The following is a 12918-nucleotide window of genomic DNA, read 5'->3' on the forward strand; positions in this document are numbered from 1 at the left end:
AATGACAAATGAACACACGCACGATCATGAGCACGAAGAAGAGGACCGTATCATTATTCCGGATGAAAATGGAGAAGAGCATCTTTTTGATATCCTCTTTACATTCGATGTAGAAGAAACCGACAAATCTTATATTGTGGTTGAGCCTGTTGAAGCAGAGGAAGACGACGATGAAGAAGAGGCGGAGGTCTTTGCATTCCGTTATGAGGGCGATCTTGATGGCGATTTTAGCCTCTTTGAAATCGATACAGATGAAGAATGGGATATGGTCGAGGAAATGCTCAATACATTTGTCGATGAGGAAGACCTGTAATTTTTAAGAGACTGTTACTTTAAGAGACGATAAGTTTCGACAAATTGTATAATAATAAGGGGAGTCTCATCTAAGAGACCCCTTTTCTTTTTGCAGATAACCTCGACATTTGTCGTCCATATAGTATAATGGACTATGGACTTTGAAAGGGGCGACACATGTGTCAGAAACGCAAGATAAGCTGGACAAGCTTCGGAAACGCGCGGACGAAGCCCGACTCGTAAGACGTATTGTTTTAATTGTTCTTGCTGCGCTCATTATCGCCATTGCGGGAACCGCAGGCTATACATACCGTTATATAAGCAGGTCTTTACAACCTGAAAATGCAGCGAGTCATAACAAAGTTATCGTGACTATTCCAAGCGGTTCATCAGTGAAAGAGATCTCAACTATTTTAGAAAATAAGGGCATTATTCATAGCGGTACTGTTTTTCATTATTTTTGCAAGTATCGAAACGAACAAGATTTCATGGCAGGCACTTATCAACTATCTCCATCTATGTCCATTCAAACCATTATTAATACACTTCAATCAGGGAAGGTTTACCAGCCTGTTCTGTTAAAATTGACGATTCCTGAGGGCTATTGGGTGAAGGATATCGCGGCAACAATAGCTGACAAAACCTCTTTGAAAGAATCAGATATTCTTAAAAAACTATCAGATCGATCCTATATTAAATCGCATTATTTGAAAAACTATCCTTTTTTAAAGACGGTTTTATCTGATAAATATAAAGAGGTTACCTATCCTTTAGAAGGGTACTTATTCCCGGCAACCTACAGTTTTAGTGTTAAGAACCCAACGCTCGATCAAATTGTGTCAAAAATGCTTGACAAGACCCAATCGGTTTTAAATGATAATAAGGGGTTAATTTCTCAAAGTTCATTAATGAATGTTCATGATATCTTGACAATGGCTTCATTAGTGGAAGAGGAAGCTCCGGATCAAGCCGATCGTGAAAAAATTGCCGGGGTCTTCTTTAATCGTTTGAAAAAGGGCATGCCGCTTCAAACGGATCCAACTATCTCTTATGCGTTGCAAAAGCATTTGAAAAACATATCGCATAGTGAGCTTGCTTTTAAGTCTCCTTATAATACGTATACCAATAAGGGGCTTCCAATCGGTCCAATTGATAACCCGAGCTTGATCTCCATTGAAGCTGTCCTTAATCCTGCCAAAACGGATGCGTTATATTTCTTTGCACGTCCGAATGGACAAGTCTTGTATGCGAAAACCTTAGCTCAACATAATGCAAATGTGAATAAATATAAGAGCGAGTGGAATAATCAATAGGAAATTGAAAAGAGTCATATGGTTGATAATAATGGAATCCATATGCAGGGGTTGACCACGCGTCAACCCTTTTATCTATAAGCAGGATCCTATTTAAGAAAGGAGTCCGGTTGTGAATCAAGAATCAAATAATAGGCTCCAGCACTACTTAAATGCTTTTCGGAAAGAACCGCTGCCGTTTATGGAAAGCTTAAGCCTAGAAGCTCGTGAGGCTGGCGTCCCCATTATGCAGCCTGAAACCATGTCAGCCGTTGAGCAGTTTATCCGTCTTCATAAGCCTGGTACAATCTTAGAAATTGGGACGGCGGTCGGGTATTCGGCTATAAATATGTTCCTCTCATCGAATGGCTCAGCACATGTCTATACAATTGAGCGTGATGAGTCGATGGTTCAAAAAGCCAGGCATAATATTGAGGCTCTCGATCTTCAATCTCACATTACGGTTATTGAAGGCGATGCCCTTTCCCCACCGCCTGAAATTGAAAAATATGGTCCTTTTGATCTGCTTTTTATTGATGCGGGCAAAGGGCATTACAGGACTTTTTTTGATGCTTATACGCCTTTTCTGTCGGCTAACGGGATCGTGATTCATGATAATGTCCTACTAAGAGGCTATGTGCTCGACCCGGATCAGGCACCAAAAAGATTTAAGGCTATGGCTCGAAAAATGCATGCGTTTAACATCTGGCTTCAGGACCATCCGGATTTCCACACGGTTCTTTTGCCCATTGGAGACGGATTATCTCTATCAATTAAGAAATAAGTAAAAACGGGTTAGGAGACATCATGAGTGGTTTGTGACCCAATGGTGGATGAAGGGAGTACCAAGTAATGACAAAAAAACCAATAATCATAGGGGTTGCAGGCGGATCTGGATCAGGAAAAACAACGGTTGCAAGAGAGATCTACAGAAATTTTCCTAATCAATCAATCGCAGTTATTGAACAAGATGCTTATTATAAAGCTCAAGATCATAAAACGATGGAGGAGCGTCTTCAAACCAATTACGACCATCCATTAGCCTTTGATCATGACCTTTTAGTCGGTCATTTAAAGCAGCTTGTCGAATTTCAACCCATTGAAAAACCGGTGTATGACTATACAGTCCACACAAGATCTGATAAAATTATTCCTGTCGAACCAAAAGATGTCATCATATTGGAAGGCATTCTCATTTTAGAAGATGAACGTCTGCGGGATTTAATGGATATTAAAGTCTTTGTAGACACGGATGCCGATCTTCGCATCATCAGGCGTCTTGTAAGGGATACCAATGAGCGTGGCCGTACGCTATCATCGGTCATTGACCAATATTTACATGTTGTACGTCCCATGCACAATCAATTTGTAGAGCCCTCTAAAAGGTATGCGGATATCATCATACCTGAAGGCGGCCAGAATCAGGTCGCTATTGATTTACTCGTGACAAAAGTTCACGCCATACTTAATCAAGTTTTATAAAAACACATAATAACAAGATAAGTTTAATTTCAGGGGCTGTGTTGATTCAAACTTTTGATTTGTCCATTTTGGGAATGGCGTAACGCCGATTCGGGTTGACCGAGAAGGAGCGCGAACGTTGTTTCACAATTGTTGAAATCTCGAGTGGCGATTGACATAGCTTAATTCAGAAGGAGTGTCGGACATGGCAGAAGAGAAAAAGCATTATATGACTCTTCAAGGTAAACAAAAACTTGAGGAAGAATTGAAATATTTAAGAACGGAGAAGCGCAAGGAAGTAGTTGAGCGGATTAAAATAGCTCGCAGCTTTGGTGACCTATCCGAGAACTCAGAGTATGATGCAGCTAAGGATGAACAAGCCTTTGTTGAAGCTAAAATTTCACAGCTTGAACAAATGATCCGTGATGCGATTATTATTCAGGAAGATGAGTCGAACCCAGATGTTGTCTCCATTGGTAAATCGGTTACGTTCATTGAACTTCCAGATGGTGAAGAAGAGACCTTCACGATTGTCGGAAGTGCGGAGTCCGATCCGTTTGAAGGGAAGATTTCAAACGACTCCCCAATGGCTAAGAGCCTAATTGGACGCAGTTTAGGCGATGAGGTTTCCGTTCCAACGCCTGATGGCGAATTGAAAGTTAAGATTGTCAAGATCCATTAATTTCAGTAAACGAAACAGCACCTCTCTTGTTGGCTTCTTCAACAAAGAAAGGTGCTTTTTTTAATTTTATTGTTTAGAAAATTATAAATTTAATGATTTGTGAATGACTCGTGAGGAGGCTCGGCCGTTCGTCCGAGGCAAGCGGGAGAATTCCCACATTGGTAAGACAACTCTTCTTTTTGTTAAACACTAGCCATAAAACTCGAGAAACTCCCACGGGTTAAGTCTTTACTTGGAACGAAGGGAGTCGTAGCATTAGCCGTTTTGTTCCTCTTTTTTGTGCGAGACTAGTATGCCTCGCCTCACCCTGTGGCGTTCTTTAGAAACTCCAAAGGTAATGGGTTTACTCCCGATTGGATGTGTCAAGACTTAGAATGAGGTGAGAATTATGATTCATTCTAAGCGTATTCTATCAATTGGGATCCTTCTTTTAATAGCTTTTGGTTTTCTTATCTATCATCTATCTATGCTTCAATTGTTCAGAACCACCTCTTATTCGTCAGGCCATGTCAATTTAATTCAAAAGAGCATTGAACAACGGACCACCTCTTATGTGGTGAATGACGGCAGAGGAGCGCTCCTCGACCGCAATGGGGTTTCTTTGACGACTGAAAAGAAGCGGGCACTCATCTTATTTCCTTTTCTTAAAAATGAAGATTGGCCTATTGATCAGGTGAGCCATATTCTAGGTATTTCTTCAACTGATTTGACCGATGCCTTGGCGGCTCATAATCAACCCTTTGCTTATAAGCCTATGAGCATCTCTATTTCAAGTAAACAAGCCCAATCCATTAACGCACTTCATATACTAGGGGCAGAAGTGTTGGAAGTCACGTTGCCAAAACCAGGCAGCCTCAATTCCTATATCTTGGGAGTGGCTTCGCAAAATCCAACACTTGTAAAGAAACGTTACAGTGACCTTTTGAATCAAGGGATTATATCAACCGCAACCCCTGTTGGAACAATGGGGCTTCAGGAGGCTTTTGATCCTTTCCTCTTATCACGAAATGAAACCAAGCTTCTTTATCACACGACAGGGGATGGGGATCCGCTTTTTAAGAATAGTGTCCGTTATTCATCTGGGGCAAGTGACAGCTATTACCCGTTAAAAGTTAAGACGACACTTGATGCTTCCATTCAAAAGATGGCAGAACAGCTTGTGACTCAATCGGGTATTAAAAAAGGGGGACTCGTTTTACTTGATGCCAAAAGCAATAATCTTTTGGCCATGGTGTCACGGCCGGCTCTCAATTCTAGTGATCCTTTTAAATATCCAAACTATATGCTAACTCCAGAATTTCCTGGATCTGTGTTTAAAGTGGTGACAGCGGCAGCGGCTATTGAATCGAACATTGTCAATGATCAAATGAGTTTTGATTGCAATCAAAATGTGTACGGAGATGGGGCTTCGAATAGACAGCTAGGGACTTTAAACTTTGACGATAGTTTTGCTGAAAGCTGTAACTATACGTTCGCAACATTAGGGAATCGATTGCTGGAATCCAACCTGAATGCACTGGATGATACGGCTGACAAGTTAGGTTTGTTAAGTAAAGCAGGCTGGACAGGAGATGTCTTTCATTACCAGAATTTCGAACAGATTCCAGGAGAAGGAACAACGACGATTTTTAAAAAAGCAAGCGACCGCCATCAAACAAAGGCCATTGCTCAAACCGCGATTGGACAGTTGAATGTCAAAGTGACGCCTCTGGCCATTGCCAATATGATGTCAACCATTGCCCGCGGAGGAGAAAAGTGGGAAGTTCGAACAGCGACAGAAATAGATTACAATAACATGGGGAATATGCAGTTGGTGACGTTTCCTCATAAGACGATTCAAGGCCCCAGTCTCAAACCATACACGATTATGCAACTTCAAGACCTTCTTCGAGAGGTCGTGACATCCCCTAAAGGTACAGGGAGGGCCCTTCAGGACGCGGCGTACTCAGTAGCAGGGAAATCAGGAACGGCCGAAACAGGAAAAGGGACGGAAAATTCTTGGTTTGCCGGGTATTTTCCTGCAGATGACCCGCAATATGTATTAGTAGCCGTTGACCTCGATGTGTCTCCTGGCACCGGGAAGGCTTTAACGCTTTTTAAAAACATGGTCAATGGCCTAGCCAAGATGCCGGAATGAGTAACCGTCATAAAAGCAGGAATCGAGCACATAACGTTTAAAGAAGAACGTTTAGTTTGGGAGTGACCAGAAAAAGGAGGCGTCTTGGATGACAAAGCTCGTTTCTCATGTCTTTGGGTTGAGAGATATTAATGTCAATTCGATTGCAAATGGATCGGGTATTTTTATAGGGGAAACCAATGCTAATTATTGGGAAAGTCATGTTAAGGAGAACTTTGGTGTCGGCCATATCACCCACTCGACGACAAGGTCGATGATTGGTGTGGTTCAAGATAATGATCTAAGGGATATGACTCATATTGAAAAAAATACGATAATGAAGCAAAGGTCTACTGGTCCCAATGAATTAAAGGACATAGAGATTAACATCGATGGGGTTCATATCAATAATATCGCAATGAGTTCTTCGGTTTCGACTGGGGCGATTGAACAGGATTTGTGGCGTACGACCGTTAAGAATAATTATGGCACGGGTCAATTTTTGGGAATCAATCATGCTGAATCCCTTTTAAATTTGTTAAATGATCAGGATATTGTCGACCAATATAATGATGAGTCAACCAATCAATCCAGTGTTCAAACACAGGAAGGTTAATGGATTGCCGGTTAAAAAAACGTTCCCCTTATCTTAAATGGGAGAACGTTTTTTTTACTATGACGTAATGTATAAATAGGAGTTATAAAAAAGCCTTTTGCGGACGGTAAAAAAATGTTTTTCTAACCGAATCCTTTCTCAGCAGAAAGAAGGCGGCTAAATGTCAGTAAACATAAGTATTGGTGCTATAAATGTGAATGCAGTTTTTAGAAACGGAGCCGTTACCAGTGGTGAGAGCAATATGGGCGGCTGGAGTACACACTCCAAACAGAACTTTGCAAATGGACAGTATATAGGACTTTCTTATACAAGCTCTATTAATAATGTGCTCGATAGTGATCTGATTGACTCGCCAATTTCAGATAATGATGGGATTCCTTCCAATCAAAACCAATCGCTTTAAAAGGGTGTCAGGCGCAAATTATGAGTCCTGGCCTCCTTTTTGCTTTTATAAACGGCAGAGGGTTGCCAATATTTGTCTTCTAAGCATGAAATTTGTTGATAACTAAGGAAGCTTTTAGTCTATTAAGTGAAAAGGGTTCGTGGTACAATCTTATAGTAAAAGCCTTTTAGCTTTTACAAATATAAAAGACAAGCCATTGTTCTCGGTTTTTAAAAGGGGGAAATACATAATGGCCTGGAATGACCCGCAAATGCCATCCCGAGTATCACGGCGATCTAGCCGCAGTAAAGGAAGGCTTTTGAATCTTGCAATAGGAATTGTGATTGTTGCTATTGTAATAGTTGGCGGTATTTTGTTTTATTCGATGATGCATGCGCCGGCAAACAGTGCCGAAAGCCACAAAGCATCAGCTACTAAAAGAGTGACTTCTGCTGCTTCATCCAAAGATGGAAATTCAGGGACGGCAAGTTCCAAGGCAGATTCTGGAGCAAGCAAAACGGATTCGACCCATAAATCGTCAACCGACACGACGACTTCTGCAGATCCATCCGATAAGTCGACTTCATCAAACGATGGGGAAACCGACACCACTACGACAAGCAGTGTGTATCACTTCTATGGCGGTGGTCCAAATGGGCCTTGGGAGCCAATTGGAACGGTGCAATCGGAACCGCACACAACAAGCTATGATTCCAAAAGTGTCGATTGGGCGGAGCAAATTAAAGCTCTTCTTTACGCAACCAATATCAATGATAATGATTATATTCTTTGGCGTCTTGAAAATGGTGGGGCCGCTAATATGTCAAAAGGCATTATCAGCACGAAAGAAGCACAAAATGAAAAATATGTGGTCATGCTCCAATGGGTAAAAGACAAAGGCTGGGTGCCAAAGAGTGTCACAAAAGAATAAGCGATGAACGCACACCAAGTACGGCCTCTGATTCCTTTTATTAATTTTTACTTTATGGACGGTTTCTCTTGAATTTAAGAGAAATCGTCTTTTTGTTTCTCACATGGCAGTTTCTGTTAGAAAAACCTTTTCAGCTATGATACCCTAAAGAGAAGGATGGGGAGAGCGTTTCCCCTATGTCCAAAAAGTTGAAATGATAAGTGAGGAAATGATTGTGATGCGAATTGGGATTATCGGAGCAATGGAGGAAGAGGTCCAATTGCTCAAAAACAAAATGGATAAGCTGATAACGACAACACTCGCCGGCTGCCACTTTTTTGAAGGCGTTGTGGATGGGAAAGAGGTTGTTCTTCTTCAATCGGGTATTGGCAAAGTGAATGCGGCAATGGGGGCAGCGCTTCTCATTCAGCAATTTTCACCCAATTATATTATAAATACAGGCTCAGCCGGAGGATTTGACCATAAATTAAAAGTAGGAGACGTCGTCATCTCGTCAGAAGTTCGTCACCATGATGTCGATGTGACAGCCTTCAATTATGAGTATGGGCAAGTCCCTGGACTTCCTGCTGCGTTCCTTCCTGATTCTCGTTTGGTTGAGGCAGCCGAAAAAGCGGCAAGATCGTCGCAAGAGGACATTCAGGTCGTAAAGGGTCTTATTGCTACTGGAGATTCTTTCATGTCCGACCCAGAAAGAGTGGAAGCGGTACGAGCCCATTTTCACGACCTTCAGGCGGTTGAAATGGAAGCCGCAGCGATTGCACAGGTGTGCCACCAATTTCAAGTCCCTTTTGTTATTATTCGTGCGCTTTCTGATATTGCAGGAAAAGAATCGCATATTTCATTTGATCAGTTCTTGGAAACCGCAGCGAAGCATTCGGCAGAACATATCTTATTGATGTTAAAGGAGTTGGATTAAAATGAAAAAAATGAATGTTGAAAGCTTTAATCTTGACCATACAAAAGTAAAAGCGCCTTATGTGCGTCTAGTCGGCGTTACAGAAGGAAGCCATGGGGATAAAATTTATAAATATGACATTCGCTTTTGTCAGCCAAACCAAGAGCATATGGAGATGAAAGGGCTCCATTCCATTGAGCATTTAATGGCAGAGAATATCCGGAATCATATGGATAACGTCATTGATATTGGACCAATGGGCTGCCAAACGGGTTTTTATTTGGCGATTTTAAACAATGACTCTTATGAGGACGTGTTGGAAGCACTAGAGAAAACATTGAATGACGTCCTTGAAGCTACAGAGGTTCCTGCCTGCAATCCGGTTCAATGCGGCTGGGCGGCCAATCACAGCCTTGAAGGGGCAAAAGCGATCGCATCCAAAATGTTAGCAGAAAAAGAAGGTTGGACACAGGTCTTTGCCGATTAATAAAGAAAAGGGGAGAAGCGTGGAAAGCGAAGGAGACTTGTTCAGGGTCCAGCGAAACACAAATCTCCCTCAAAACTTGAGCGGATTTCTTCTCAATAGATTGATAAAGTTATGAATGACTCTTTGAAAGGAATCAATTCCCAATGCCATGCCCCCTCAAAACATGATAGAGTGTGAGAGGGAGGTGAGAGGCGTGCACATCCAAGAAAAAGAAATTGAAATGATGAAGAAGAATCGGAATGATTATAAACGATTTAGTTTTATCTTCCTCTATTTAAGCACGTTTTTATATATTGGTTCCCTTTTACCATTTGACGACAAGAGTACACTTAACACAAGCTATTGTATGCTTGCGAGCTGTCTCCTTTTGAGCGTGTCTTTATTTTTTTATACATTAATGCGAAGACTCGAAAAAAAATATAAAAATTTGTAGAAAATGGAAGGTAGCCATTGAGGCTATCCTTTTTTTGTATTAAAATAAGTGTGAACTTAAATAGTAGGATATTCCTTTAAAGGAATAAAGGGTTAAGTATTGATTTCTTAAATAAGAGGAGTCGATGACCGCCTTTGATCTTTTTAAAGTTAGAGGCTAACTATTTAGGTCATGTTCCTATCCGCTTCTCGTTAGTATAAGACTTGAACAAGTCAACTCGTTTAAAGTGGCTCTCTACCGGCTTTTTGGCAATCTCCCTTATAAAATTAGTAAACTCGGAGAAAGGTTAAAAAACTGTCGCCGGGTGTTTCATTTTGTTCAAAATGGAATAGGCATATTTAGTGAAGCATTACAAGAATTCAAACTGTTTTAAGCGTTTTTATGAGATCCAAACAGCTATTACTTGTTTAGTCAAGTCTTTTGTACTAAAATGGCATAGGTAGCAAGGTAATTTTATTCATTATTAACTCTTTTCTTTAAAACTAGAGATGAGCAGTGAGGAGTGTCATTGCATGGCAACGGAGAGAATGGGAACGGATCCATGGCAAGGGCTTAACGGTCCAAACCTCGGTTACGTCCAAGATCAATATGATTTGTATCTTGATGATCCATCAGCAGTAGATCCAGAGCTAAAAGCTTTATTTGATCAATTTGGAGCACCGCCTTCAGGAGATGTAGCAGCGGCATCCGCTACTGCTAATCAAAGTTATAGTGGTCCAAACGTTGAAAAAGTGTTGGCCGCTGTTAAGCTTATTCAAGCCATTAGAAAAGATGGCCATCTCATCGCCCAATTTTATCCATTAAATGTGAAAGTCGATCGCGCCAACGGGGTTAAGTTAGAACTCAGCGATTACGGCTTGACTGAAGATGATTTGAAAAGTATTCCGGCCCAAGTCGTTTATGATAATCCAAACGGCTCAATGCGTCATGCCCTCGATGTGGTTAATCAGCTCAAAAAAGCCTACACGGGTTATTTGGCTTTCGAGTTTGAACATATTGAAGAAACGGCAGAGCGTGAATGGCTGGAACACAAAATTGAAAGCGGGAACTATTTAAGATCATTTGATGCAGAAGAACGCAAGCAGCTGCTTAAGCGTTTGACAGAAGTAGAAGGTCTTGAGAAATTCCTCCACAAAACCTTTGTGGGTCAAAAACGCTTTTCTATTGAGGGTGTGGACGTTCTCGTTCCAATGCTAGACGAATTAGTGAAAAAGAGCTTAGAGAATAAAACGCGTGATATCGTGATTGGCATGGCTCACCGCGGACGTCTTAATGTACTCGCACACGTTGTAGATAAGCCATATAAAAAACTTTTATCTGAATTCAATCACACACCAGAGTCTGAAAAATCAGAGTGGACGAACGAAGGCTGGACAGGTGATGTGAAATACCACTTGGGCGGCGTTCGTAAAATTAAAGAAAATGGTCAAGTAGTGGCGCGTGTCACTTTAGCCAACAACCCAAGTCATCTTGAATTTGTTAACCCGGTCGTAGAAGGTTATGCACGCGCTTCCCAAGATGATCGATCGAATCCAGGTTATCCTACTCAAGAGGAATCACTGGCTTTACCCGTTGTGATTCACGGGGATGCGGCTTTCATTGGAGAAGGGGTTGTTGCTGAAACGCTTAACCTCAGTCAAATTGATGCTTACAAAACAGGCGGGACCATTAATATTATTGCAAATAATCTTATTGGTTTTACGACGGAAAGCCATCAAGGCCGCTCGACGCGCTACTCCAGTGATTTAGCAAAAGGCTTTGACATTCCTGTCATCCATGTTAATGCCGATGAACCTGAAGCTTGTCTTTCGGCCATCGACTTAGCCTATGAATATCGTCAACTCTTTAAAAAGGATATTTTAATTAATTTAGCAGGATACCGTCGTTACGGACACAATGAAATGGACGATCCAATGGCTACCAACCCTGTTTTATACAGCATGGTGAATGCTCATGAAACGGTGCGGGTTCTTTATGGCAAAGCCCTTCAAGAATTAGGGGTTGTGGATCAAGCTTATGTGGATCAGTTAGATCAGCAGGTTCAGGACCATCTTCAAGCTGTCTATGATGAAATTCGCGCAAGTTCCAATGGTCAAGTTGAAGAACTTGAGCCTCCAGCGTCTGTTGCAGATGGATTACCTGCCGTTGATACAACGGTTCCGGCTGAGGCTTTACAAGAGATAAATGAGAATCTTTTGAAGTGGCCAGAATCCTTTACGGTATATCCTAAGTTAAAACGGATTCTTGAGCGCCGTTCAGGTGTGTTTGAGAAAAACGGCAAGATTGATTGGGCTCATGCCGAAGCGCTTGCGCTAGCTTCCATTGTAAGTGACGGCACACCGATTCGTTTTACCGGTCAAGATTCTGAGCGAGGGACTTTTGCTCACCGCCATTTAGTCTTACATGACTCCAAAACAGGGGAAACGTATTCACCTATTCATACCCTGCCAAGTGCAAAAGCTTCTTTTGCGCTTCATAACAGCCCGCTTTCTGAGGTCGCTGTACTAGGCTTTGAATATGGTTACAATGTGTTTGCACCTGAGACAATGGTCATATGGGAAGCTCAGTTTGGGGATTTTGCAAACGTCGCTCAAGTGCTGTTTGACCAATTCATCAGCTCTGCCCGTGCAAAATGGGGTCAAAAATCCGGTCTTGTTATGCTCTTGCCTCATGGTTTCGAAGGTCAAGGACCCGAGCATTCCAGCGCCCGTCTAGAACGCTTCTTACAGCTTGCTGCAGAGAATAACTGGACTGTGGCTAATTTGAGCAGTGCAGCTAACTATTTCCACCTATTGCGACGGCAAGCAGCGTTAATGGGTACAGATTATATCCGCCCATTAGTCGTTGTGACACCGAAGAGTCTTTTGCGTAACCAAGTGGTCGCTTCCAGTCCATCTGAGTTTACAGAAGGAACCTTCCAGCCGGTTATTGAACATCCTGCTGCGAAAGGCACGCTGGCAGATGTCGAGCGTCTTGTTCTTTCTTCAGGTAAGATGGCAATGGATTTAGCGGCGGATCTAGAAGCATCTGAAGCGGACCATTCATGGGTAAGAATGCTTCGAGTAGAAGAAATCTATCCTTTTGCAGAAGAGGCTTTATCTGCTCAGTTTAAACGCTTTAAGAATTTAAAAGAGATTGTTTGGGTTCAAGAAGAGCCTAAGAACATGGGAGCATGGTTCTATATGGAACCAAGACTTAGAGCTTTGGCACCAAAAGGCGTTAACTTATCCTATGTCGGGCGTCCTGACCGTTCAAGCCCAGCAACTGGTGAACCAGGCATTCATAAGAGTGAACAATCTCGCATCATAAAAGAGGCATTATATCGTTAA

At 41.9% G+C, this 12918-nt stretch carries 13 protein-coding genes; all 13 read left to right on the forward strand.

Annotated elements, in window-relative coordinates; genetic code table 11:
- Position 1 precedes the first annotated feature (1 nt).
- The 13 genes from PU629_RS06945 to PU629_RS07005 all read left to right on the forward strand — a co-directional run bounded on the left by PU629_RS06945 (position 2) and on the right by PU629_RS07005 (position 12918).
- Positions 2 to 313: a DUF1292 domain-containing protein gene (locus PU629_RS06945; protein WP_275283560.1), complete on the forward strand. Its 312-nt coding sequence runs from the start codon at positions 2 to 4 to the stop codon at positions 311 to 313.
- Between the two features lie 160 nt (positions 314 to 473).
- Positions 474 to 1607, forward strand: a complete 1134-nt coding sequence (gene mltG / locus PU629_RS06950) for an endolytic transglycosylase MltG (protein WP_275283561.1) — start codon at positions 474 to 476, stop codon at positions 1605 to 1607.
- Positions 1608 to 1719: 112 nt separating this feature from the next.
- Positions 1720 to 2370, forward strand: a complete 651-nt coding sequence (locus PU629_RS06955; protein ID WP_275283562.1) for an O-methyltransferase — start codon at positions 1720 to 1722, stop codon at positions 2368 to 2370.
- Positions 2371 to 2438: 68 nt separating this feature from the next.
- The gene (gene udk / locus PU629_RS06960; RefSeq protein ID WP_275283563.1) at positions 2439 to 3068 is read left to right on the forward strand and encodes a uridine kinase; all 630 of its coding nucleotides are present in this window, start codon (positions 2439 to 2441) and stop codon (positions 3066 to 3068) included.
- Between the two features lie 184 nt (positions 3069 to 3252).
- Positions 3253 to 3729: a transcription elongation factor GreA gene (gene greA, locus PU629_RS06965; RefSeq protein ID WP_275283564.1), complete on the forward strand. Its 477-nt coding sequence runs from the start codon at positions 3253 to 3255 to the stop codon at positions 3727 to 3729.
- Between the two features lie 388 nt (positions 3730 to 4117).
- Complete coding sequence (locus PU629_RS06970; protein ID WP_275283565.1) at positions 4118 to 5866, forward strand: peptidoglycan D,D-transpeptidase FtsI family protein; 1749 nt, start codon at positions 4118 to 4120, stop codon at positions 5864 to 5866.
- Between the two features lie 88 nt (positions 5867 to 5954).
- Complete coding sequence (locus PU629_RS06975; protein WP_275283566.1) at positions 5955 to 6461, forward strand: hypothetical protein; 507 nt, start codon at positions 5955 to 5957, stop codon at positions 6459 to 6461.
- Between the two features lie 160 nt (positions 6462 to 6621).
- Positions 6622 to 6864: a hypothetical protein gene (locus PU629_RS06980; RefSeq protein ID WP_275283567.1), complete on the forward strand. Its 243-nt coding sequence runs from the start codon at positions 6622 to 6624 to the stop codon at positions 6862 to 6864.
- A 229-nt stretch (positions 6865 to 7093) separates the two neighbouring features.
- Complete coding sequence (locus tag PU629_RS06985) at positions 7094 to 7774, forward strand: YrrS family protein (protein WP_275283568.1); 681 nt, start codon at positions 7094 to 7096, stop codon at positions 7772 to 7774.
- Positions 7775 to 7991: 217 nt separating this feature from the next.
- Positions 7992 to 8690: a 5'-methylthioadenosine/S-adenosylhomocysteine nucleosidase gene (gene mtnN, locus PU629_RS06990; protein ID WP_275284372.1), complete on the forward strand. Its 699-nt coding sequence runs from the start codon at positions 7992 to 7994 to the stop codon at positions 8688 to 8690.
- A gap of 1 nt (position 8691) precedes the next feature.
- Positions 8692 to 9156, forward strand: a complete 465-nt coding sequence (locus PU629_RS06995) for an S-ribosylhomocysteine lyase (RefSeq protein ID WP_275283569.1) — start codon at positions 8692 to 8694, stop codon at positions 9154 to 9156.
- Positions 9157 to 9349: 193 nt separating this feature from the next.
- Positions 9350 to 9589 carry a YrhC family protein gene (locus tag PU629_RS07000; RefSeq protein ID WP_275283570.1) on the forward strand — a complete coding sequence of 80 codons (240 nt, stop codon included), beginning with the start codon at positions 9350 to 9352 and terminating at the stop codon, positions 9587 to 9589.
- A gap of 512 nt (positions 9590 to 10101) precedes the next feature.
- Complete coding sequence (locus PU629_RS07005) at positions 10102 to 12918, forward strand: 2-oxoglutarate dehydrogenase E1 component (protein ID WP_275283571.1); 2817 nt, start codon at positions 10102 to 10104, stop codon at positions 12916 to 12918.

This window comes from Pullulanibacillus sp. KACC 23026, from assembly GCF_029094525.1.
In the GTDB taxonomy this organism is placed as follows: Bacteria; Bacillota; Bacilli; order Bacillales; family Sporolactobacillaceae; genus KACC-23026.

What these genes read in the sequence shown, in the direction of transcription:
- PU629_RS06945 (WP_275283560.1), top strand. Translation starts at nt 2, where the DNA reads ATGACAAATGAACACACGCACGATCATGAGCACGAAGAAGAGGACCGT.
- udk (WP_275283563.1), top strand. Translation starts at nt 2,439, where the DNA reads ATGACAAAAAAACCAATAATCATAGGGGTTGCAGGCGGATCTGGATCA.
- greA (WP_275283564.1), top strand. Translation starts at nt 3,253, where the DNA reads ATGGCAGAAGAGAAAAAGCATTATATGACTCTTCAAGGTAAACAAAAA.
- PU629_RS06970 (WP_275283565.1), top strand. Translation starts at nt 4,118, where the DNA reads ATGATTCATTCTAAGCGTATTCTATCAATTGGGATCCTTCTTTTAATA.
- PU629_RS06975 (WP_275283566.1), top strand. Translation starts at nt 5,955, where the DNA reads ATGACAAAGCTCGTTTCTCATGTCTTTGGGTTGAGAGATATTAATGTC.
- PU629_RS06980 (WP_275283567.1), top strand. Translation starts at nt 6,622, where the DNA reads ATGTCAGTAAACATAAGTATTGGTGCTATAAATGTGAATGCAGTTTTT.
- PU629_RS06985 (WP_275283568.1), top strand. Translation starts at nt 7,094, where the DNA reads ATGGCCTGGAATGACCCGCAAATGCCATCCCGAGTATCACGGCGATCT.
- mtnN (WP_275284372.1), top strand. Translation starts at nt 7,992, where the DNA reads ATGCGAATTGGGATTATCGGAGCAATGGAGGAAGAGGTCCAATTGCTC.
- PU629_RS06995 (WP_275283569.1), top strand. Translation starts at nt 8,692, where the DNA reads ATGAAAAAAATGAATGTTGAAAGCTTTAATCTTGACCATACAAAAGTA.
- PU629_RS07005 (WP_275283571.1), top strand. Translation starts at nt 10,102, where the DNA reads ATGGCAACGGAGAGAATGGGAACGGATCCATGGCAAGGGCTTAACGGT.